Origin of the sequence: Halorussus halobius (assembly GCF_004765805.1) — an archaeon.
Taxonomy (GTDB): domain Archaea; phylum Halobacteriota; class Halobacteria; order Halobacteriales; family Haladaptataceae; genus Halorussus; species Halorussus halobius.
This window is the reverse complement of the sequence record NZ_SBIU01000003.1, coordinates 171,761-191,443: the sequence shown is the minus strand read 5'-3', so window position 1 is coordinate 191,443 and position 19,683 is coordinate 171,761. Positions and strand designations below refer to the sequence as shown.

At 69.3% G+C, this 19,683-nt stretch carries 22 protein-coding genes; 12 read left to right on the top strand and 10 right to left on the bottom strand.

Going from position 1 to position 19,683, the window contains the following annotated elements:
• The first annotated feature begins 6 nt into the window (after nucleotides 1-6).
• The 6 genes from dapB to EPL03_RS19895 all read left to right on the top strand — a co-directional run bounded on the left by dapB (nucleotide 7) and on the right by EPL03_RS19895 (nucleotide 5,316).
• Complete coding sequence (dapB, locus tag EPL03_RS07675; protein WP_135828768.1) at nucleotides 7-846, top strand: 4-hydroxy-tetrahydrodipicolinate reductase; 840 nt, start codon at nucleotides 7-9, stop codon at nucleotides 844-846.
• Nucleotides 843-1,676, top strand: a complete 834-nt coding sequence (locus EPL03_RS07670) for a 2,3,4,5-tetrahydropyridine-2,6-dicarboxylate N-succinyltransferase (RefSeq protein WP_135828767.1) — start codon at nucleotides 843-845, stop codon at nucleotides 1,674-1,676. The genes dapB and EPL03_RS07670 overlap by 4 nt, the downstream gene beginning before the upstream one ends.
• Nucleotides 1,673-3,061 (top strand): diaminopimelate decarboxylase, encoded by a 1,389-nt coding sequence (lysA, locus tag EPL03_RS07665; protein WP_135828766.1) that lies wholly within the window; start codon nucleotides 1,673-1,675, stop codon nucleotides 3,059-3,061. The genes EPL03_RS07670 and lysA overlap by 4 nt, the downstream gene beginning before the upstream one ends.
• Complete coding sequence (gene dapF, locus EPL03_RS07660; protein WP_135828765.1) at nucleotides 3,058-3,912, top strand: diaminopimelate epimerase; 855 nt, start codon at nucleotides 3,058-3,060, stop codon at nucleotides 3,910-3,912. The genes lysA and dapF overlap by 4 nt, the downstream gene beginning before the upstream one ends.
• Nucleotides 3,909-5,015, top strand: a complete 1,107-nt coding sequence (locus EPL03_RS07655) for a M20/M25/M40 family metallo-hydrolase (protein ID WP_135828764.1) — start codon at nucleotides 3,909-3,911, stop codon at nucleotides 5,013-5,015. Before dapF ends, EPL03_RS07655 begins: the two co-directional genes overlap by 4 nt.
• A 91-nt stretch (nucleotides 5,016-5,106) precedes the next feature.
• Nucleotides 5,107-5,316, top strand: a complete 210-nt coding sequence (locus EPL03_RS19895) for a hypothetical protein (RefSeq protein ID WP_168216210.1) — start codon at nucleotides 5,107-5,109, stop codon at nucleotides 5,314-5,316.
• A gap of 112 nt (nucleotides 5,317-5,428) precedes the next feature.
• Here EPL03_RS19895 and EPL03_RS07645 read toward each other — a convergent pair whose 3' ends face one another.
• From EPL03_RS07645 to purB, 3 genes are all read right to left on the bottom strand, one after another.
• A complete protein-coding gene (locus tag EPL03_RS07645) occupies nucleotides 5,429-5,671 on the bottom strand; it encodes a type II toxin-antitoxin system HicA family toxin (protein WP_135828762.1) in 243 nt (80 codons plus the stop codon).
• A 6-nt stretch (nucleotides 5,672-5,677) separates the two neighbouring features.
• Nucleotides 5,678-5,941 carry a type II toxin-antitoxin system HicB family antitoxin gene (locus tag EPL03_RS07640; RefSeq protein WP_135828761.1) on the bottom strand — a complete coding sequence of 88 codons (264 nt, stop codon included), beginning with the start codon at nucleotides 5,939-5,941 and terminating at the stop codon, nucleotides 5,678-5,680.
• A gap of 143 nt (nucleotides 5,942-6,084) precedes the next feature.
• Complete coding sequence (gene purB, locus EPL03_RS07635) at nucleotides 6,085-7,473, bottom strand: adenylosuccinate lyase (protein WP_135828760.1); 1,389 nt, start codon at nucleotides 7,471-7,473, stop codon at nucleotides 6,085-6,087.
• A 168-nt stretch (nucleotides 7,474-7,641) separates the two neighbouring features.
• On the opposite strand from purB, the gene purH reads away from it, so the two are divergent.
• On the top strand, nucleotides 7,642-9,267 hold the full coding sequence (gene purH, locus EPL03_RS07630; RefSeq protein WP_135828759.1) for a bifunctional phosphoribosylaminoimidazolecarboxamide formyltransferase/IMP cyclohydrolase: 1,626 nt from the start codon (nucleotides 7,642-7,644) through the stop codon (nucleotides 9,265-9,267).
• Between the two features lie 35 nt (nucleotides 9,268-9,302).
• Here purH and EPL03_RS07625 read toward each other — a convergent pair whose 3' ends face one another.
• Entirely contained in the window at nucleotides 9,303-9,488 is a 186-nt protein-coding gene (locus tag EPL03_RS07625) for a hypothetical protein (protein ID WP_135828758.1), read from the bottom strand.
• A 603-nt stretch (nucleotides 9,489-10,091) separates the two neighbouring features.
• On the opposite strand from EPL03_RS07625, the gene EPL03_RS07620 reads away from it, so the two are divergent.
• The 3 genes from EPL03_RS07620 (at nucleotide 10,092) to EPL03_RS07610 (ending at nucleotide 14,943) form a co-directional block, all read left to right on the top strand.
• Nucleotides 10,092-10,613: an SHOCT domain-containing protein gene (locus EPL03_RS07620; RefSeq protein WP_135828757.1), complete on the top strand. Its 522-nt coding sequence runs from the start codon at nucleotides 10,092-10,094 to the stop codon at nucleotides 10,611-10,613.
• 653 nt (nucleotides 10,614-11,266) lie between these two features.
• Nucleotides 11,267-13,723, top strand: a complete 2,457-nt coding sequence (gene folP / locus EPL03_RS07615; protein WP_135828756.1) for a dihydropteroate synthase — start codon at nucleotides 11,267-11,269, stop codon at nucleotides 13,721-13,723.
• A 218-nt stretch (nucleotides 13,724-13,941) separates the two neighbouring features.
• Nucleotides 13,942-14,943: a hypothetical protein gene (locus tag EPL03_RS07610; RefSeq protein WP_135828755.1), complete on the top strand. Its 1,002-nt coding sequence runs from the start codon at nucleotides 13,942-13,944 to the stop codon at nucleotides 14,941-14,943.
• Between the two features lie 37 nt (nucleotides 14,944-14,980).
• Here EPL03_RS07610 and EPL03_RS07605 read toward each other — a convergent pair whose 3' ends face one another.
• From EPL03_RS07605 to EPL03_RS07580, 6 genes are all read right to left on the bottom strand, one after another.
• Nucleotides 14,981-16,120: a glycosyltransferase family 4 protein gene (locus EPL03_RS07605; protein ID WP_135828754.1), complete on the bottom strand. Its 1,140-nt coding sequence runs from the start codon at nucleotides 16,118-16,120 to the stop codon at nucleotides 14,981-14,983.
• A gap of 147 nt (nucleotides 16,121-16,267) precedes the next feature.
• A complete protein-coding gene (locus tag EPL03_RS07600; protein ID WP_135828753.1) occupies nucleotides 16,268-17,026 on the bottom strand; it encodes a proteasome assembly chaperone family protein in 759 nt (252 codons plus the stop codon).
• A 5-nt stretch (nucleotides 17,027-17,031) separates the two neighbouring features.
• On the bottom strand, nucleotides 17,032-17,214 hold the full coding sequence (locus EPL03_RS07595; protein WP_135828752.1) for an RNA-protein complex protein Nop10: 183 nt from the start codon (nucleotides 17,212-17,214) through the stop codon (nucleotides 17,032-17,034).
• A gap of 22 nt (nucleotides 17,215-17,236) precedes the next feature.
• The gene (locus EPL03_RS07590) at nucleotides 17,237-18,037 is read right to left on the bottom strand and encodes a translation initiation factor IF-2 subunit alpha (protein ID WP_135828751.1); all 801 of its coding nucleotides are present in this window, start codon (nucleotides 18,035-18,037) and stop codon (nucleotides 17,237-17,239) included.
• Nucleotides 18,034-18,207 (bottom strand): 30S ribosomal protein S27e, encoded by a 174-nt coding sequence (locus EPL03_RS07585; protein WP_135828750.1) that lies wholly within the window; start codon nucleotides 18,205-18,207, stop codon nucleotides 18,034-18,036. Before EPL03_RS07585 ends, EPL03_RS07590 begins: the two co-directional genes overlap by 4 nt.
• 4 nt (nucleotides 18,208-18,211) lie before the next feature.
• Nucleotides 18,212-18,493, bottom strand: coding sequence for a 50S ribosomal protein L44e (locus EPL03_RS07580; protein ID WP_135828749.1), 282 nt, complete (start codon nucleotides 18,491-18,493; stop codon nucleotides 18,212-18,214).
• 397 nt (nucleotides 18,494-18,890) lie between these two features.
• Between EPL03_RS07580 and EPL03_RS07575 the strand changes: the two genes are divergently transcribed.
• Entirely contained in the window at nucleotides 18,891-19,295 is a 405-nt protein-coding gene (locus EPL03_RS07575) for a hypothetical protein (protein ID WP_135828748.1), read from the top strand.
• A 94-nt stretch (nucleotides 19,296-19,389) separates the two neighbouring features.
• Nucleotides 19,390-19,659, top strand: a complete 270-nt coding sequence (locus EPL03_RS07570; protein ID WP_135828747.1) for an HAH_0734 family protein — start codon at nucleotides 19,390-19,392, stop codon at nucleotides 19,657-19,659.
• Nucleotides 19,660-19,683: the final 24 nt, after the last annotated feature.

The following is a 19,683-nucleotide window of genomic DNA, read 5'->3' as shown; positions in this document are numbered from 1 at the left end:
AAACCCATGGGCGTAGACCTCGCAGTCACCGGGGCGACCGGGCGAATGGGCCGCGCGGTACTCGACGCCGCGAGCGACCGCGAGGACGTCTCGGTCGCGTTCGCGGTCGCACGCGATGCGAGCGACCGCGAGGACGCGCGCGACCTCGACGCCGTCCCGGTCGAACCCGCGCGCGACCTCGACCGACTGCTCGCCGAGCGCGACCCCGACGCGCTGGTGGACTTCACCGGCCCGGCGAGCAGCGTCGAGTACGTCGCGGCCGCCGCCGAGGCGGGCGTCGCCAGCGTGGTCGGCACCACGGGGTTCGACGACGAGGGCGAGCAGGCCCTCCGGGAGTCGGCCGAGCGCGCGCCCGTCCTGAAGGCCGCGAACTTCGGCCGGGGCGTCCACGCGCTGGTGTCGGCGGTCGAGTCGGCCGTGGCCGACCTCCCCGGCTACGACGTCGAGGTGACCGAGACCCACCACAACCGGAAGCGCGACGCCCCGAGCGGCACCGCGAAGACGATTCTGGAGACCGTCGAGGACGCCCGACCCGACGACCCCGAGCGCGTCCACGGCCGCGAGGGCGAGGCCCCGCGCGCGGCGGGCGAAGTCGGCGTCCACGCCCGCCGCGCCGGGTCGATAACCGGCGAACACGAGGTGTTGCTCGCGGGCAACCACGAGGAAGTGCGACTGACCCACCGGGCCGAGGACCGGGGCGTGTTCGCCGAGGGCGCGCTCGACGCCGCGGTCTGGTTGGCGGGCCGCGACCCCGGCCGGTACGAGTTCGCGGACGCGGTGAGCGCGGACGCCGAGGCGACCGACGAACGCGACGCGACCGACGAACGCGGAGGGAGCGACCGATGAGCCTGGAATCCGAGATACGGGGCATGTGGCACCGATACGACGAGGGAGTACTGACCGCCGAGGACGCGGAAGCCGGCGAACTCTCGACGCTCGACGCGTTCCTCGACGCGCTCGAGACCGGCGAGGTTCGGGCGGCCGAGAAGCGCGACGGGTCGTGGGAGGCCAACGAGTGGGTCAAGCAGGCCATTTTGCTCACCTTCGGCCTCCGGGACATCGTCGGCCGGGAGTACGGCGACGTGACCTACCACGACGTCCTGCCGCTGCGGGAGACGGCCGACTTGCCCGGGCGCGGGACGCGCAACACGCCCGACGGGACGGTCCTGCGGCGCGGTGCCTACGTCGGTGCGGACGCCATCCTGATGAGTCCGAGCTTCGTAAATATCGGCGCGCACGTCGGCGACGGCGCGCTCGTGGATTCGTGCGACACGGTGGGGTCGTGCGCCCAAATCGGCGCGAACGTCAAGCTTGGCGCGAACACCCTGATCGGCGGCGTCCTCGAACCCGTCGAGGACGCGCCGGTCGTCGTGGAGGACGGCGCGTCGCTGGGCGCTGGCTGTCGGGTCACCTCGGGGTTCGTGGTCGGGGAGAACTCGGTGGTCGCCGAGAACACCCTGCTCACGCCCCGGATTCCGGTGTACGACCTCGTCGAGGAGGAGGTCCTCTACGGTCGACTCCCGCCCGAGCGCCGGGCGTTCACCCGGTTCGTGGAGTCGTCGGTCGGCGATCACGACCTGTTCGACGGCGGGGCGTACAAGCCCGCCGTGGTCGCGATGGACCTCGAAGAGACCACGATGGCCGGCGTCGAGCGAGAGGAGGCGTTGCGAGAATGAGCGCCCGAACTACCGACGGTGGCGAGGCCGGCGACTCCGGACAGAATCCGCCGGTACGACGGCTCGGCGACTGGTCGGCCGACCGGCTCGCCGACCTCGCCGCCGAGTACGGCGCGCCCCTCTACGTCCTCGACCTCGACCGCGCACGGCAGAACTACCGCCGGATGGCCGACGCCTTCCCCGACGCCGAAATCTTCTACGCCGCGAAGGCCAACGCGGCCCGACCCGTCCTCGAGGCCCTCGCCGACGAGGGCGCGGGCGTCGAGTGCGCGTCGGCGGGCGAGTTGGCGCGAGCCCTGAACGCCGGCGAGGCCCGGCGCGCCCGGAATTCGCCGGCCGAAAGCGACGAGCCGAGCGCTGGCGTCCCGGCCGAGCGCGTCCACTACACCGCGGTCAACCCGCCGGCACGTGACCTCGACGCCGCGGTCGAGTTCGCCGACGAGCACCCCGACCTCACCGTCACGGCGGGCGCGGTCGACACCCTCGACCGCCTCGCCGAGCGTGGCTACGACGGGCGGATATGCGTCCGGGTCAATCCGGGCGTGGGCGCGGGCCACCACGAGAAGGTCGCGACCGGCGCGGACGCCAAGTTCGGCGTGCCCTACGACCGCGCCGCCGAGGTGGCGGTCGACGCGAGCGAGCGATTCGACCTCGTGGGTCTCCACGCCCACGCCGGCAGCGGCATCTCGGGCGAGGACCTCTCGACCCATCGGGAACTCGTCTCGCGGATGGGCGAGCTCGCGCGGGACGTGACCGCGCGCGGCGCGTCCCTCGAGTTCGTCGACGTCGGCGGCGGCTTCGGCGTCCCCTACCGACCCGAGGACGACCCGCTCGACCTCGGGGCGGTCGCGGCCGCGACCCGCGAGGCGCTGGGCGAGGTCGACGCAGCGCTCGCGGTCGAACCCGGCCGCTACCTCGTGGCCGACGCCGGGGTCCTGCTGACCGAGGTCAACACGGTCAAGGACGTGCCCTCGGGCGTCGTCGCGGGGGTCGACGCGGGGATGACCGCGCTCGCTCGGCCCGCCATCTACGACGCCCACCACGAGGTCCGGAACGTCTCGGCCGACGCCGGCGCGGACGGGAGCGTCGACGCCGGGGCGGACGGACGCGGCGACGCGGTCGGTCGCCCCGAGCGCGAGGTGACCGTCGCCGGGCCCGTCTGCGAGAGCGCCGACTCCTTCGGCGACCACTGGCTGCCCGACCCCGAGCGGGGCGACCTGCTCGCGGTTGGCAACGCCGGAGCCTACGGCTACGAGATGGCGAGCCACTACAACTCTCGGCCCCGGCCGGCGTCGGTCGTCCTCGACGGCGGGACGGCCTCGCTGGCCCGGCGGCGCGAGACGGTCGCGGACGTCGTGCGGGTAGAACAGGAGGTGGATCGATGACCGTCGCGTACGAGAAGTACCACGGCACCGACAACGACTTCGTGGTCGTGGACGCCGACGAGTACGTCCCCGACCGGGCGGCGTTCGCCCGCGAGGTGTGTGACCCGGCCGAGGGCGTGGGCGCGGACGGCGTCCTGTTCCTCGCGCTCGAAGCCCAGTTCTCGCCGCCCCGCGCGGTGATGACGCTGGTCCAGCCCGACGGCTCGACCGCCGCGATGTGTGGCAACGGCGCGCGGTGTGCCGCCAGATGGGCCGCCGAGCGCACGGGCGCGGACGCCATCATGCTCGACACGCAGGCCGGGACTCGCCGCGCCGAGGTCCGCGACGACGCCGTGACCATCGAGATGGGTCGAGCCTCGTTCGCGCCCGAGGACGTTCCGCTCGCCCGCGACGAGCCGCTGGTCGAGGAGGTCGTCGCCGGCGAGGACGCCCCGGACCTCGCGGTGACCGCGGTGAACACCGGCGTCCCGCACGCGGTCGCGTTCGTCGACGACGTGGACGCCGTCGACCTCGACGCGGTCGCGCCAGCGCTCCGTCACGCCGAGGTCTTCCCGGAGGGCGCGAACGTCACGCTGGCCGCGCCCCGGGACGACGGCGGGTTCGACCAGCGCACCTTCGAGCGCGGCGTCGAGGGCGAGACGCGGTCGTGTGGCACCGGCGCGGTCGCCGTCGGCGTGGTCGCCCACAGGCTCGGACTGACCGACGACGAGTCGGTCGCGGTGTTCCCGCCGGGCGGCCGCCTCGACGTCGGCGTCCGGGACGGACGGACGACCCTGACCGGCCCGACGGTCCGCGAGTTCGCGGGCGAACTCGCGTCGACGCCCGAACCCCGCCGAATCCGCCACGCATGAGTTTCGACCCCGTCGACTTCCTCGAGACCGCCGTCCGGACGCCCTCCCACGAGGACGCGACCGGGATGCGCGAGTTGCTCGTCGAAACGGTCGAAGCCGCGTCCGCCGACGTCTCGGTCGCGGTCGACGACGCCGGCAACGCCCTCGCCGTCCGGGAGGCGGACCGCGCGGGACCCCACGTCGTCCTCAACACCCACGTCGACACCGTGCCGCCCCACGTCGAGTTCGAGCGGGAGGGAGACGTGATTCGGGGCCGGGGTTCGTGTGACGCCAAGGGGCCGCTGGCCGCGATGCTGGCGGCGTTCCTCGGCGCGGAAGTCGACCGCGGGCGCGTCACCCTCGCGGTCACGCCCGACGAGGAGACGGCGTCCACGGGTGCGGCCGCGCTCGACTTCGACGCCCGGGACGACCTCGGCCCGGTTCCGGACGCCGTCGTCGTCGGCGAGCCGACGGAGCTCGACGTCTGTACCGCCGCGAAGGGCAGATTTCAGGCCGCGGTGACCGTGGGCGGCGCGAACGCCCACGCCGCCGAACCCGAGGCGGGCGTCAACGCGGTTCGGGCCGCCGCCGACGCGCTGGCGGCGCTCGACTCGTTCGACGACCGACCGGACGCGCCCGACCCGAGCGACGCGCTGGGCGCGCCCACGCTGGTTCCCACGACCGTCGAGGGCGGCACCGCCACGAACCAGGTGCCCGCCGACTGCTCGTTCGTGGTCGACCGCCGGACCGTCCCGCCCGAGACCGCCGACGGCTTCCGGGCGGCGCTCGCGGACCACCTCGCCGAGCGCACGCCGAGCGAGGCGACCGTCGACGTGCGCCTCGCCGAGCGCGAGACCCCGTTCCTGCGGGCGTTCGAGACGCCCGAGGACGCCGACGTCGTGGGGGCGCTCCGGGCGGCGGGTGCCGGGCGGGTGCGGCCCTTCGGGGCCGCGACCGAGGCCTCGTACTTCGCACAGGTCGCCCCGACCGTGGTGTTCGGGCCGGGCGCGCTGGCCGACGACGAGGGCGCGGTGGCCCACGCGCCCCGCGAGTACGTCCGCGTCCCCCAGGTCGAGCGCGCGGCCGGGATGCTCGCGGACGCGCTCGCGGCCCTGTGCGGGTGACCGACGTCGAGCAGTGCGAGGGCCCGACGCGTTCGCCGCGACTCGCGTCGAACGCGGGAACTTTTGACGGCGGCGTCCGATTCGGAGCGTGATGGTCGACGAGCGACGCGACGCCTTCGGCGAGGGGGACGACGCCGACGCCCGAACGGAGCGGCCGCCGGTCGGATTCGGCGTCGCGGTCGGACTGCTCGCGGTCGCGTTCGTCGGGGCGGCGACTGCCGGCGTCCTCGACGCGGTCGGGCCGTATCTGGTCGGGGTTGCCGCGCTGGTGGGCGCGCTGTTCGGTCTGGTGCGGTGGTGACACTCGGTTCTCAGTGCCGAACCAGTACGACGCCCGGTCGAGTCCGCAGTTGCGGAAAGCCGCCTGCGAACGGACAGGCTCTTCGGCGTCCCGTCGGGCGTCGGACGGAGAATTAGCAGTTCCGGGCGACCCGCTCGCCGAAATCGGCCGCGCCGCACTGCTCGGCGATAGACCGGTACGTGTCCTGGGAGATGTGGTCCGCGTCGGTCAACGGTACCGTGACGATTCGGACTTCGCCAGTTTCCGGATGCTCGGAACGGAGTTTGACGTGGCTGCCCGTTCGGTCGATGGGTTTGTAGCGTTTCGACCGGAGTGCCTTCACTCTCTCCCGGCCATCGAAGTCGGCGTACGCCATCCGGTCTCAACCGAGCCACGGTGGCGGGGATTCGTCTTCCTCGACCTCGCTGGGGTCGACCCCGATTTCGCGGAGGAACGCGTCTTCGTCTTCGATGGGTTCACCACCGCCTTCGTGGAGTTCGAGGGCTTCGGCGAGCATGGAGAGCGCTTCCGGCTTCGATTCGCCCGAGCCAGCGACGCCGGTCTCGATGTCACGCGCCGTCACGAGGGTCTCCTCGGAGGTGAACTCGACGCCTTCCTCGTGGCGGTCATCGGCGGTGGTACTCATCGGTTAAACGTACACTCTCGGAGGGCGAAAACGATTGTCCCGACTGACGAGACGCCATCAGTACCTCTCCTCACTTTCCCGTGGTCCGGACAGTACCGAGTAGCGCTACCTCGGTTCCAGCGCGTCGACGCGACTCCGAGCGCTCACTCTTCGCCCAACTCGTCGACCATCTCGTCGGCGACGCCCGTGTACCCCGCGGGCGTCAGGGCCAGCAGTTCCTCGCGGGTGCCCTCGTCGACGTCGAGGTCCGCGAACAGGTCCCGGAAGTCGTCGAGGTCGACGCGCCGGCCCCGGGAGAGGTCCTTGACGCGCTCGTAGGCGTCGTCGTGGCCCTCGCGCCGGAGGATGGTCTGGACGGCCTCGCCGATGACCTCGGGGGTGGATTCGAGGTCCTCGCGCATGACCGCCTCGTTCGGGACCACCTTGTCGAGGCCGTCCTGAAGCTTGAGATACCCCAGCAGGCAGTAGGCGAACGCCGCGCCGACGTTGCGCTTGACCGTCGAGTCCGAGAGGTCCCGCTGGAGGCGCGACTTGGTGAGGTAGTCCGCGAGGAAGTCGAGGTCCGAGTTGGCCTTCGAGAGGTTGCCCTCGCTGTTCTCGAAGTCGATGGGGTTGACCTTGTGGGGCATCGTGGAGGAACCGGTCTCGCCCTCGGCGGCCTCCTGACCGAGGTAGCGGTCGCTGACGTACCGCCAGGCGTCCCGATCCAGATCGAGCAACACGTCGTTGACTGCGCCGAGCGCGTCGAACAGTTCGGCGAGGTCGTCTGAGGGGTTGACCTGCGTGGTCAGGGGCGCGTGCTCGAATCCGAGTCCCGCGACGAACTCGCGGCCGAACGCCGGCCAGTCGACCTCGGGGTAGGCCGCGACGTGGGCCGCGTAGGTGCCCGACGCGCCCGCGAGTTTGCCCTGTAGCCCGTCGACGGCGTCCTCGACTCGGTTCCGCGCCCGGTCGAACCGCGAGGCGAACACCGCCATCTCCTTGCCGAAGGTGGTCGGGGTCGCGGGCTGGCCGTGGGTCCGGGCCAGCATCGGCACGTCGCGGTGGTCCTCGGCCAGCGTGCCGAGGGCGGCCCGGATGCGCCGAAACTCCGGTACGAGCGCGTACTCGACCGCGTCCCGAACGAGCAGGCGATACGCGAGGTTGTTCACGTCTTCGCTGGTCAGCCCGAAGTGTATCCACGGTCGAACGTGGGCCTGCTGGGGGTCGTCGAGTCGCTCCCGGACGAAGTACTCGACGGCCTTCACGTCGTGGTTGGTGGCCTCGTACTCGCCGTACCCCTCGGTTTCGATCTGCTTTATCAGTTCGGCGTCCGACTCGTCGAAGTCCTCGTAGAGGCTGTGGAGGTACGTTCGGGTGCGCTCGCTGACCGTCAGCGGCGTGGCGTCGAGGTCCGCGAGCGCGAGCAGGTACTCGGCTTCGACTCGCACGCGGGCGCGCATGAGCGCGGCCTCGCTGGCGTACGCCCGGAGCGGTTCGGTTCGGTCGGCGTACCGGCCGTCGAGCGGCGAGACCGCGTAGAGGGAGTTCATGCGCGTATCTGCCGGGGCGCGAGCAAAAAGCGTGTCGGTCGGGGAGGCCAAGCTCGTGCATAGTAAGGCCGATTAATCGCGTTCTGTCCCCCAGACATATGCACGAGCTTGGATACAAATCGGTCTGGAATCGCAACTTCTTTTGCCGGAGCGGGCGCTGATTCGACCATGACTCGAATCGCCGGACTGGCTGGCAATCGCGGCAGGAACCTGCTTCACGTCGCCGACCTCGCGCCCGGCGGGGCCGAGCTGGCGGTCGTGTTGACGACCGACGCCGACGCGCCCGCTCTCGACGGCGCGAGCGAGCGCGGGATTCCGACCGAGGTCGTGGCACTCCGAGACGACGAGTCGCGCCGGGACCACGAACGGCGGGTCCTCGACGCGCTCGCCGACTACGACGTCGACCTCGTCTGTCTCGACGGTTACATGCGAATCCTCTCGGACGCCTTCCTCGACGAGGCCCCCACGACGCTGAACGTCCACCCGTCGCTGCTCCCGTCGTTCCCCGGGACCGACGCGTGGGGCGACGCGCTCGACGCGGGCGCGAAGGTGGCCGGGTGTACGGTCCACGCGGTCACCGACGCCACCGACGACGAGGGCGACGTCATCGAGGACGAGGTCGACGCCGGCCCGGTCGTCACGCAGGAACCGGTCCCCGTCTACGAGGGCGACGACCGCGAGTCGCTGAAAGAGCGCGTGCTCTACGAGGGCGAGTTCAAAGCCTACCCCCGCGCCGTGAAGTGGTTCGCCGAGGACCGGGTCGAGATAGACTGGGACGAGAATCGGGTCCGCGTGGCGGGCGACGACGGCGGACAGTTCCCCCGCAGACGGGTCGAGACCGCCGACCGCGCCGACGAGTTGCGCTACGGCGAGAACCCCCATCAGGACGCCGCGCTCTACGGGGACGCCACCTGCGAGGAGGCCAGCGTGGTGGGCGCGCCCCAGTTGAACGAGGGCGCGAAGGGGATGGGCTACAACAACTACAACGACGCCGACGCCGCGCTCGACCTCGTCAAGGAGTTCGACCGCCCGGCGGCCGCAGTCATCAAGCACACAAACCCGGCCGGGTGTGCCACCGCCGACACGCTCGCCGACGCCTACGACCGGGCGCTCGCGACCGACCCCAAGAGCGCGTTCGGCGGCGTCGTGGCCCTGAATCGGGAGTGCGACCGCGCGACCGCCGAGCAAATCACCGACTCGTTCAAGGAGGTCGTGGTCGCGCCGGGCTACACCGACGACGCGCTCGACGCGCTCGCCGAGAAGGACAACCTGCGCGTGCTGGACGTCGGCGGAGGCGACGAGTTCGGCGACGTCACCGAAACCACCACCGAGAAGGACCTCGTGGGCGGGACGCTCGTTCAGGAGCGCGACCTGCAAGCGCCGACCCGCGAGGAGTTGGAGGTCGTCACCGACCGCGAACCCACCGACGACCAGTACGAGAGCCTGCTGTTCGCGTGGCGGACCGTCAAGCACGTCAAGTCCAACGCCATCCTGTTCGCGACCGGAACCGAGACGGTCGGGGTGGGCGCGGGGCAGGTCAGCCGGGTCGACGCGGTCGAAATCGCGCGGATGAAGGCCGATTCGGACGCCGAGGGCAAGTCCGCGGCGGGCGCGGTGATGGCCTCCGACGCCTTCTTCCCATTCCCCGACGCCATCGAGGCGGCCGCCGAGGCCGGCATCGAGGCGGTGATTCAGCCCGGCGGGTCGGTCAACGACGAGGACGTGATCGAGGCCGCCGACGACCACGACATGGCGATGGTCTTTACGGGGACGCGTAGCTTCCGCCACGACTGAACCACGGCGATTCGGCGAACAGGATACACAGAAGCTTACGAGTCAGCGACCCAGAACCGCCATATCCAGAGTGCTCTCGCTACGACGAGTAGGAAGAACACGAGCAGCGCGGCAGAGCCGACGACATCGAAGACGACGGCCGCAAGCAGAGTACCAGCCGTCACGTAGTACGCAAGGGAGATAGCGTGTTTCTGCGTCGTGGAGAGATTATCGAGCATCATGATTTCGGAATCCGGCTCGTAGTGCCGGTAGTTAGTCGGGCCTGAACGTGTGGCTGTCGATTACGCGTCTGGGAGTTCCCAGTCCGGTATAATTCCAGCGCAAGCCGCAATGGTGTTACACGATCCAACGTCGGGAAGTGCTGCAACACCGCAAGAGTGGGTCAAGCAAACCAAACACGCACCGACGCCCGACATTCGCGGGTACGTGTGTCATGCTGAAAAACGAGTCCCCTTCTGCTGACAATTCTACCTGTGTCGCTTGGTCCGGTTGCAGACTCAGATTCGGGAGTTCCGAACGGATGAAAGAGACTTTGTCCGACTGGAGGAGTTCACCAAGTCGAGTCACATCTTGTCGCGTTGCTTTGACCTTACCGGTAAGAGCGAATCCACTAACTGCACTAGCAGTACCTAAGAACTCTCGCCTATTTACCTCGTCAATGTCCATAGGAACTAATTTATACTTCCCATAATCATATTTTTTCTAGTATATAAATATAATATACTTCATGAAATAGGTGTGTTTATAGCTTGATTTCTTCGGTGTGGACGCACGCGCGAGCCGAAGAGAACGAATCAAGTACGCCCCGGCCCTACCCCGCCACGATGGGACTGCTAGACGACCGGCGAGTCAAACTGCTGGTCGCGGGCTTTCTGCTCTCGCTGTTCGCGCTGGTGGGCGTCGCGGCGTTCGGCGTCCTCGCAGTCGTCTCGGCGCTGCTCGCGCCGCCCGCCGGGACCCCGGTGTTGGTAGCGATGCTGGAAGCCGTGGTCCAGTACCTGCTGGCCGGCGTGTTCGTCGGCGGCATTTCGGTCGTCTTCCTGGTCTGGCTGCTGGTCGCAGCGGTCCGGCGGGCGTCGCTGCCCCGGAACGACCGCCTCGCCGACGCGGCCCGGCGCGTCGAGCGCCACGTCCCCCAGATTCGGGACGGCGACCTCTCCGAGCACGTCGCACCCACGACCGAAGAGCGCATCGACGACCTCAAGCAGCGGTACGTCGACGGCGAGATCACCGAGGCCGAGTACGAGCGCGAGCTACAGGCGTTGTTGCGCGACGAGGACGCGGACGACGACCGCGTCGGGCGCGAGCGAGGTCGGACCCAGTCGGAGTACGAGTTCGAGCGGTGAGTCGCGGTCGGACGTGTGGTTCAGGGTGCTGCGGTGGTGGGGGCCGTGCGGTCGCTGTGTCGTGCGGTCGCTGTTCTCCTTGGCTCAAGCAATAGCAGCGTTCCTATCATTTTATATACACCCGCTCGCTCGAACGAGACCGAGACAGCGACCCAACTGCGAACGAAGTGAAGACAACAACAGGACGCTAGCTTCTGCTTGAGCAAATGAGTCGGCCGCACCGCAACCGCGAGTAGTGAGAGGACAGCGACCCAACTACGAACGAAGTGAGGACAACAACAGGACGCTAGCTTCTGCTTGAGCCGATGAGTCGACCGCACCGCAACCGCGACTGCACCGCAACCGCCCCGCACCGCGCCCCGTGCCTCCCCGCTTGCGAGCGCACGAGCGCGCTCGCGGCGCGTCCCGTGGTCGGTGTGGTGGTCTCGATGCGTGGTCGGTGTGGTGGTCTCGATGCGTGGTCGGTGTGGTGGTCTCGGGGCGTGGTCGGTGTCGTAGTCTCGGGGCGTGGCTGTGTGGTTGCGGTGCTGTCCGAGACTGCTCGCTCGAACGGGCGGCGAACGACCGCCGGAACGCACGCGAGCAGCGACACCAGTAGGGCCTGCTCTCCCGACTCCGACACGCTAAAGCGGGCCGCGCCAGTTCTCGCAGACATGGACTTCCACGAGGCGGCGAACTTCCTGTTCGAGCTCCGGCGGTACCGGCCCAAGCCAGGGACGGAGTCGACGGCGGAGCTACTCGCCCACCTCGACGACCCCCACGAGGGGGTCGAGTACGTGCAGGTCGCCGGGTCGAACGGGAAGGGCAGCACCGCCCGGATGGTCGAGCGCACGCTCCGGGAGGCCGGACTCGACGTGGGGCTGTTCACCTCGCCGCACTTCGACGACGTGCGCGAGCGCGTCCGGGTGAACGGCCGGAAGGTGCCCAAAGGGGCGATAGTCGAGTACGCCGAGTCGATCGGCGACCACGTCGAGGCCCGAGCCACCGACGGCGAGGCTCCGACCTTCTTCGAGGTGATGACCGGACTGGCGCTGTGGCACTTCGGCCGCGAGGACGTCGACGTCGCCGTCCTCGAGGTCGGCATCGGCGGGAAGTACGACGCGACCAGCGTCGTCGACCCGGTCGCCAGCGCGGTCACCAGCGTCACGCTCGAACACACCGGTATCATCGGCGACACCATCGCCGAGATCGCCACCGACAAGGCCCACGTCGCGCCCGACGACGCGCCGCTCGTGACCGCCGCGACCGGCGACGCCCTCGACGCGGTGCGCGAGCAAGCAGGGGAACTCGTTCGCGTGAGCGGCGAGGACGGGGCCGGCGACCCGCCGGACGTGCGCGTCGCCTACGAGGGCCGGACTAACCACACCGAGGCCGCCGTCTCGCTGGCTGGCCCCGACTGGTCGGTCGAGACCGCCATCCCGCTGCTGGGCGCGTATCAGGCCCGCAACGCGGGAATCGCGGCCACGTTGGCCCGACAGGTGGCCGACGTGGACGCCGAGACGCTGGCTCGCGGCCTCCGGAAGGCCGACTGGCCCGGCCGGTTCGAGGTGATGGGAACCGACCCCGTGGTGGCCCTCGACGGCGCGCACAACCCCGGCGCGTGCGAGGCGCTCGCGGACACGCTCGCGGAGTTCGACGGCGAGTACGACGACTTCCACCTCGTCTTCGGCGCGAAACACGACAAGGACCTCCGGGGGATGGCGGCCGCGCTGCCGACGCCCGACCGCGTGGTGGCCTGCCAGCCCGACATCCGGGGCGCGGAGGACAAGGCGGTCGTCGCCCGCGCGTTCGCGGAGGCGGGCGCGGACGAGGTCCTGGCGCGGAACGCGGTGGCTGGCGCGGTCGAGAACGCCCTCGACGCCGCCGATTCGGGCGACCTCGTGCTGGTCGCGGGGTCGCTGTACGCGGTCGCGGAGGCCCGGACGCGGTGGACCCGCGCGGAGATTCCCAAGCGCGTCGGGGACCTCGACGACGCCCGCGAGACGCTCGAACGCGCGGACGTGACCGACCCCGGCGTGTGGCGGATGCGGGGCAAGGCGGTCCACCGCGTCCTCGAAACCCGGGTGCAGGTCCGGCAGGCGCGCTACCTCAAGGAGGAGATGCTGAGCCTCGGCGGGGAGTGTGCGCTCTCGGGGCTCAACGAGCACGACGAGGAGAACGTCGACGTGGTGCTGATGGGAACGCTCGCGCAGTTCAAGCGCCTCGCGAACAAACTCGACGGCCAGCCCTACGGCCTCTCGGTGTTCGCCGACGACCTCCGGGAGTCGCTCGACATCCGGACCGACCCCGAGCGCCGGGGCTACCCGTGGGAGGACGGCACTGCGGTCATGGGCGTGTTGAACGTCACGCCCGACTCGTTCCACGACGGCGGCGAGTACGAGCGAATCGAGGACGCGGTCGCCCGCGCCGAGGAGATGGTCGCGGCGGGCGTCGACGTGATCGACGTGGGCGGCGAGAGCACCCGGCCCGGTGCCGAGGAGATCCCGGTCGAAGCGGAGATAGAGCGCGTGGTGCCCGTAATCGAGCGCGTCGCCGAGCTCGACGCCATGATATCGGTCGACACCCGCAAGGCGGAGGTCGCGCGGGCCGCGCTGGAGGCCGGTGCGGACGTTCTCAACGACGTGTCCGGACTGGAGGACCCCGAGATGCGGTTCGTCGCCGCCGAGTACGACGCGCCCCTCGTGGTGATGCACAGCATCGACGCGCCCGTGGTGCCGGACCGCGAGGTCCACTACGACGACGTCGTGGCGGACGTGATAGACGAACTCGAAGAGACGGTCCTGCTGGCCGAGAAGGCCGGCCTCGACCGCGAGCAGATAATCGTCGACCCCGGACTCGGCTTCGGCAAGTCCAGCGTCGAGAGCTTCGAGCTACTGGGCCGGACCGACGAGTTCCACGCGCTCGACTGTCCCGTCCTCGTGGGTCACTCCCACAAGTCGATGTTCGGGCTCATCGGCGAGGACGACGACCGGACCGCCGCGACGGTCGCGGGGACCGCCGTCGCGGCCGAGCGCGGTGCTGACATCGTCCGGGTCCACGACGTCGCGGCGAACGTGGCGGCGGTGCGAGCGGTCGAGGCGGCCGACGACGCCGAGCGGTTCGAAGAGTAACGTCTCGTGTTTTTCGAAGGCAGCACCATCCGTAACTGATATGTGCTGGAGCAGTATTTGTTGGCCGTATGAATGTTCGAGGATGGCTAATAGCCGCTGCGATACTGGTCCTCGCGCTTGGAGCCCTCCACGCGGTCGAAGTCACGCCACCCGAAGCCGATGAGCCGAACGTCGACATCGAGACGTGCGACTCCCTCCCGAGCTACGACTACGAACGGATGGCCGCTCGCGTCGAGGAGATAAAGGGGACCCAGTTGGAGCGGAACGTGTCGATGTGCGTCGAACGGGAAGAAGGTGGAATCGACACGACACCGAATCAGGGACAGTTCGCCCGAATTGGGGAACCGGGCCTCTCGTTCTTCGGACTCGACGTGACGCCGAACTCACGGGTGCGGTCGTCACTCGGCCACACGTCGGTATCACTGAACGGCGGGCCGGTGGAGATATTTCTCGCGAACGAAAGTGTGGTCGAGAACGTTTCGTGGATTTCGTACGAGGGTCTCGTCGCTCACGAACTAAGTGACGCAAGCAGGATACCGGCAGAAATTCCCGATGACGTTCCTAGAAACGAACAGGCAACTCCGCCGCAGACAACCGATGGATTACTCTCCCAACAGGCCCTCGCAAACGGCGTCTCGCTGTACGTCGCCGACAGGTACGTCGAACGGTATGGCGGTCACTTGAACGTCTCAGTATTGGATGCGAACGAGTCGAACTGGAAACGGCGAGTGGTCCAGTCTGCGTACTCCTCGGGCTACCGTTACAGCGTCCAGACCAACCAGCGGTCGATACCCGAAACTAGTACGCCCAATTCGACAGCACAAATCCTTCACCCCAATCGGGAAATCGACGTAGTTAGACTGCCCGAACGTCCAAATCTATCGATAGATTCGGTCGAACACGTCAAGTCCGACCGCGTCGGTGAACTATTCCTCCGGGGGACGTTCAGAACTAACGGTGTGAGTGCCGAACGCGCGGCCGCCGCAGCAGCGGGCTGGACGAACGACCGGCTGGACCACTACCGCGCGGACAACTCGACCGTCGTCTCGTGGCGGGTGACCTGGCAAAACGCGAGCGAGCGGGCCGAGTTCGTCGAGACGTACGACGCGGTCTACGATTACGAGCGCGTGGAGGCGATTCGGGAGGTCGACTGCGGGGAGCCCGGACGATATCTCAGTGCGTCGCAAAACGCAGTGACCGTCCTGCAGTGTGGCGGGTGACGACCGGAAGCCGGGTCCGCCGCCGACGGAACCTCCCTCACAACCCCACGACGAGAAGCGCGACCAGCGCCACGGCGACCACCACGACGCCCGCGACCGCAGCCAGTTCGACCACGCCCATCCGGTCGATGGCCTCGCGGTAGCAGTCCAGATACGTGTCCAGCACCTCGCGCTCGTCGTACGCCGCGAAGTTCTCGTTGTAGTCGAGCCGCTCCATCTCGCTGGCGGCCACCAGCGCTTCGGTCAACTCCTGCTCGCTGGTGGTCCGGAACGCGCGGTCCTCGCGCTCGACCAGTTCGTGGGCGCTCGACCCGACGTGGTACTCGACCACGCCGGCACAGCCACACGCCAGCGCCCGGAGCATGTCGGTCGGGAACGCCTCCCGGCGGGCGGTCTGGGCGTAGACGTGCGCGCCCTTGAACGCCGAGAGCCGGTCGTCGAGCGGCAGGTCGCCCGCGAACGACACCCGGTCGTCGATGCGGAGGTCCCGGACCTGTCGCTCGTAGGTCCCGCGCTCGGGGCCGTCGCCGACGACCAGCGCCGACCAGTCGTGGTCTCGCAACTCCGCCAGCGCGAGCAACAGGCTTTCGAGGTTGGCGTCCTCGTCGAGCCGCCGGGAGTAGACCACGTCGGCGACGTCTCGCGGTTCGGCCGCCCGCACGGCGTCGAGGTCGATGCCGTTCGGGACGACCCTGACCGCGTCGTCGGCCGCGCCGAGTTCACGGACGCGGGTCTTGACGGTCTCGGAGGGGGCGAGGACGAGTTCCGGGAGCGTGGCCGCGAGTCGCCACAGGGGGTCGTCGGCGTCGCCCGCGTCGGGCGAGGCGTACCAGTCGACCACGAGGGGCGCGCGGAGGACGACGCCGGCGAGCTTGGCGGCGAGGACGTGGCTCGGGACGGCGGCGGTGGCCTGAATCACGTCGGGGTCGGCCGCCCGGAGGACGGCCGGGAGCGCGAGCGCGAACCGGCGCGACTCGCGGGGCGCTTCCTCGGTGACCCGCCGGTAGGTCACGTCGTTCTGCTCGAACGTCTCGTGGTCGCCTTCCCACCACTGCGCACAGCAGACGACCGCGTCGTGGCCCCGCGCCGCGAGGCCCTCGGCGGTCCGGCGGAGCCGTCGCGTTACCCCCGTCTCGCGGTGTTGAGCCACCGTCTCCGAGACGAACGCGACGCGCATACGAACCGCCACGGAGGGGGCGATTAAAAACCCAACCCTTCGCGCCGGGCGGCGGCGACCCGCGCGCCCCGACCCCAGGCGCATCTCGCGAGTCGGTCGAGCGGGGGCCGAACGGGGCCGCCGGCTGTCCGACTCCTCAGTCGGCGGCTATCCGATGTACCGCAGGTCCTCTTCGGAGGGCATGCCGGACTGCTGGTTCTCCATCTCCTGAATCTTGTTGGCGACGTCCTCCATCTCCTCGGCCCGCTCTTCGAGCGACTCGAAGTCGACCTCGAACCCAAGCATCTCCTCGAGCACTTCCAGGACGGCGCGGGCGCTCTTGGGGTCGACGAGGTAGCCGCTGGTCTCGCCCATCAGGCAGGCCGCGCGGAGCCCGCGGCGCTCGCCCAGACCCAGCAGCAGGCCGCTCGTGCCGACGATACCGCCGGCCGGGTCCTCGTCGCGAAACTCCACGCCGACCTCGGACAGCTCCGAGACGAAGTCGGCGTCGTTGGTCGCCCCGAGGACGGCGTACTCGTCCATGAGCTCGCCGGTCGGCACGCCGCCCAGCGCGTAGACGGTCTCGACGTCGAACGCCTCGGCGATATCGAGGAACGCCTCGGCGAGCCGGTAGTGGCCCGGGCCCTCGCTCGCCTGGTGGTCGCCGGTCAGCACCAGGAGGTCGCGGTCGTCGAGTGCTACGGCGTGGACCTCGACGCAGGACAACTGGGTCGTCCCGTCGTCCTGAAGGACGACCTGGGGCGGAAGGTGCTCGGAGTAGACGCGACGCACCAGTTCGCTGTCGAACTCCTCGAGCAGGTGTTCGACGGCGAGCTTTCCCACGTGACCGACGCCCGGTAGTCCCTCGACGAACACGGGGTCTCGGAGCTCGGGGTCGGCGACCGCATCGACGGTTATCTCGTTCATGGTAGTCACTGCCGGTCGCGTTCCTTAAGTGCCCGTCGGTACTCGCCGTAAGGATCGGCGGGATTGAACGGGGCTGGCGCGCTGTTGACCGCGTCGGCTCCACACGCCGGACAGGAGTCGGCCAGCGTGTAGACGGGGCGGTCGTGTCGGTCGCGCCACGCCGAGCAGACCAGAATGTCGGACTTCATCGTCCGGGTCGCGGGCGGCGGGTCACTCGTCGTCGGTCCGGCGCTCGCGGTGGAACTGTCCGGAGCCGCCGACCGACTCGATGGCGTCCTCGGCGCGGGCCGCGCTCTCCTCTAACTGGGACTCGGCGGTCTTGTAGTTGGGCGCACGCACCCGAATGCGGTACTCGGGCGCACCCACGTAGGTCACGTCGAGTTCGACCTCGTCGGGGATGTCGCCGTTGCCCTCGGCGGCCTGCAGGGCCTCCTTGATGTCGTCGACGCCACCGCTCGCCGCACTTTCGAGGTCCACGTAGCCGGTGACCGTGACGTACGGCACCGAGACGTTCTCGCGGGCCGTCTCGACTATCCGCTCGGTTTCCTCGTCGTCGAGGTCGGTCTCGTCGAGCGCCTCCGGGCCGTGGATGGCGGCCTGCTCGAAGCCGCCGTAGAGGCCGCCGAACGACGCCAGCATCTCGTTGGCGACGCGGGTGTACGTCTCGTCGTCGAGGTCCTCGCCGAACGCCAGTTCCATCCAGTTGTCGGCCTTCTGCTCGTTCTTCCAGTCCTGGATTTTGTCCGAGCGCTGGTGGTCGTTGACGTCCTTGAGCGAGAGGTCTATCTGCTGGGAGTCCTCGTCGACCTCCAGCACCTTGGCGACGACCGTCTGGCCCTCGCTGACGTGGTCGCGGATGTTCTTTATCCATCCGCTCGCGACCTCGCTGACATGGACGAGCCCGCGCTTGTCCTCGTACTCCGAGAGGTCGACGAACACGCCGAAGTCCTCTATCTCGTCGATCTTGCCCACGACGAGTTCGCCGGGGTCGGGCCAGCCGCTGAACTTCATCGCGCTTGGACGGTGTCGGTCACTTCGCCCTCGAATTCGGCCTTGCCGCCGGTCGCGCGAGCCAGCGTCGCGCCACAGACAGCGCAGGCGACCTCGCTGGCGGCCTTGTCGAAGACGGTCTGTTCGTTGTCACAGTCGGGACACTGGACGGTGTAGAAGTTGCCTGCCATGGTTTCAGTCGGTGAGTTCGAGTCGGCCGGCGCGCCATCCCTCGCGGAGGTGGGCCTTGCCGCAGTTGCCGCACAGGTACTTCAGGTCGGTCTTCTTGGTGGGCTTGTCGCCGCCGGGCACCTTCGAGAACCGACCCCGGTTGCCGATGCCTTTCGAACCCTCGCGCTGCTTGCGCTGGTCCCACTTCATGCCGGACGAGCGCCCGGTCCGGACCTTCTGGACCTCGTGTTCCTCGTGCTGGTTGCAGTGAGGGCAGTACGTGTTGAAGCGTCGTGGCATCTCCATAGATATCTACCTTGTCGCTACGTAGGGCCACGGGGCTTAAAACCCGTTTGGTTCCGAACAGCCGCGGCGGCCGGACCCAGTTTTACTTCCGCTTCGGGTGGAGCGATTTTAAGGTAGCTCCCGCAGACGTACGACGTACCGAACGCGGCGGGGACGCGGTGGTGTGGCCCGACGACCCGCCAGCGGGAGGACAACGACGCATGCACGCCCACGACGTTCCACGCCCCCGACACGCACGCGACGGTATCGCGCAGCCGACGCCCACGAATCCGACTCGCGCCCGGATGGCGAGCGCGCGGTCGGCCGCCACGCCGGGCGGCGGCCCCGCGGGCCGGCCGGGCGACGGCGGGACGCCGACCGGAGCGACGGACAGCGGCCCTCGCCCGCCGGAGTCCGCATGACCGTCGAACATCGCTTCGAGTGTGCCCTCTGCGGACACCGCATCCACGGCAGGGGCGAGGACAGCGAGGCGGCCCGACAGCGCGTCCGCGAGGCCGGTGGCACCCACCTCGCGAACGCCCACGCCGACCGACTCGCGTCGACGCCCCGGTGGCCCGACGACCCCGCGCCCGACGACCTGCTGTCCGGAGAGACGGCGTACGGGTCGCTCCGCGGCCTGCTCGTGCCCGCCGACGACCTCCTCGTCTGCGCGGACTGTGGCTACTCGTTCGCCCCCGAGCGAAGCGACCCCGACCGAACGCCGGTCGGCGAGCCGGGACTGGTCTGCTCGGAGTGTTACGAGCGCCGGGTCGACCGTCGCGAGGAGTCGGTCGCCGACGCCATCGAGGCGTTCGTCCGGTGAGCGTCGGCGGGACGTCCGGTCACCGCGTCGACCGCCGAGACCGGCCTCGGGCGTTCCCGAAGCGCTTAAACGCCGGCCTTCCGAACCACCGGGCATGAAGCAGCTCATCATCCACGGCAACCCGGGTATCCGGAAGAACGCCGTCATCGAGTACGACGGCGGCGAGCGCGTCTGCTTCTCCATCAACCGGCAGGGCGACTGGCACGGCCCCGACGAGCCCCAGCTGTGGTGTACCATCGGCACCGAGGACGAGCGCGACGACTTCGAGCGGCGCAACTACGTGCCCCACTGGCTCGAAGTCGAGTCCGTCGACGCCGAGGACGTCGAGATAATCAAGCGTGCGGACGAAGTCGCGGTGTCGTAATCGGTCGCCCTCTCTTTCGGTTCG

Excerpts from the sequence above, each read along its gene's own strand:
- dapB (WP_135828768.1), top strand. The coding sequence starts at position 7 with ATGGGCGTAGACCTCGCAGTCACCGGGGCGACCGGGCGAATGGGCCGC.
- EPL03_RS07670 (WP_135828767.1), top strand. The coding sequence starts at position 843 with ATGAGCCTGGAATCCGAGATACGGGGCATGTGGCACCGATACGACGAG.
- lysA (WP_135828766.1), top strand. The coding sequence starts at position 1,673 with ATGAGCGCCCGAACTACCGACGGTGGCGAGGCCGGCGACTCCGGACAG.
- dapF (WP_135828765.1), top strand. The coding sequence starts at position 3,058 with ATGACCGTCGCGTACGAGAAGTACCACGGCACCGACAACGACTTCGTG.
- EPL03_RS07655 (WP_135828764.1), top strand. The coding sequence starts at position 3,909 with ATGAGTTTCGACCCCGTCGACTTCCTCGAGACCGCCGTCCGGACGCCC.
- EPL03_RS19895 (WP_168216210.1), top strand. The coding sequence starts at position 5,107 with ATGGTCGACGAGCGACGCGACGCCTTCGGCGAGGGGGACGACGCCGAC.
- EPL03_RS07645 (WP_135828762.1), bottom strand. The coding sequence starts at position 5,671 with ATGGCGTACGCCGACTTCGATGGCCGGGAGAGAGTGAAGGCACTCCGG.
- EPL03_RS07640 (WP_135828761.1), bottom strand. The coding sequence starts at position 5,941 with ATGAGTACCACCGCCGATGACCGCCACGAGGAAGGCGTCGAGTTCACC.
- purB (WP_135828760.1), bottom strand. The coding sequence starts at position 7,473 with ATGAACTCCCTCTACGCGGTCTCGCCGCTCGACGGCCGGTACGCCGAC.
- purH (WP_135828759.1), top strand. The coding sequence starts at position 7,642 with ATGACTCGAATCGCCGGACTGGCTGGCAATCGCGGCAGGAACCTGCTT.
- EPL03_RS07625 (WP_135828758.1), bottom strand. The coding sequence starts at position 9,488 with ATGATGCTCGATAATCTCTCCACGACGCAGAAACACGCTATCTCCCTT.
- EPL03_RS07620 (WP_135828757.1), top strand. The coding sequence starts at position 10,092 with ATGGGACTGCTAGACGACCGGCGAGTCAAACTGCTGGTCGCGGGCTTT.
- folP (WP_135828756.1), top strand. The coding sequence starts at position 11,267 with ATGGACTTCCACGAGGCGGCGAACTTCCTGTTCGAGCTCCGGCGGTAC.
- EPL03_RS07610 (WP_135828755.1), top strand. The coding sequence starts at position 13,942 with ATGGCCGCTCGCGTCGAGGAGATAAAGGGGACCCAGTTGGAGCGGAAC.
- EPL03_RS07605 (WP_135828754.1), bottom strand. The coding sequence starts at position 16,120 with ATGCGCGTCGCGTTCGTCTCGGAGACGGTGGCTCAACACCGCGAGACG.
- EPL03_RS07600 (WP_135828753.1), bottom strand. The coding sequence starts at position 17,026 with ATGAACGAGATAACCGTCGATGCGGTCGCCGACCCCGAGCTCCGAGAC.
- EPL03_RS07595 (WP_135828752.1), bottom strand. The coding sequence starts at position 17,214 with ATGAAGTCCGACATTCTGGTCTGCTCGGCGTGGCGCGACCGACACGAC.
- EPL03_RS07590 (WP_135828751.1), bottom strand. The coding sequence starts at position 18,037 with ATGAAGTTCAGCGGCTGGCCCGACCCCGGCGAACTCGTCGTGGGCAAG.
- EPL03_RS07585 (WP_135828750.1), bottom strand. The coding sequence starts at position 18,207 with ATGGCAGGCAACTTCTACACCGTCCAGTGTCCCGACTGTGACAACGAA.
- EPL03_RS07580 (WP_135828749.1), bottom strand. The coding sequence starts at position 18,493 with ATGGAGATGCCACGACGCTTCAACACGTACTGCCCTCACTGCAACCAG.
- EPL03_RS07575 (WP_135828748.1), top strand. The coding sequence starts at position 18,891 with ATGACCGTCGAACATCGCTTCGAGTGTGCCCTCTGCGGACACCGCATC.
- EPL03_RS07570 (WP_135828747.1), top strand. The coding sequence starts at position 19,390 with ATGAAGCAGCTCATCATCCACGGCAACCCGGGTATCCGGAAGAACGCC.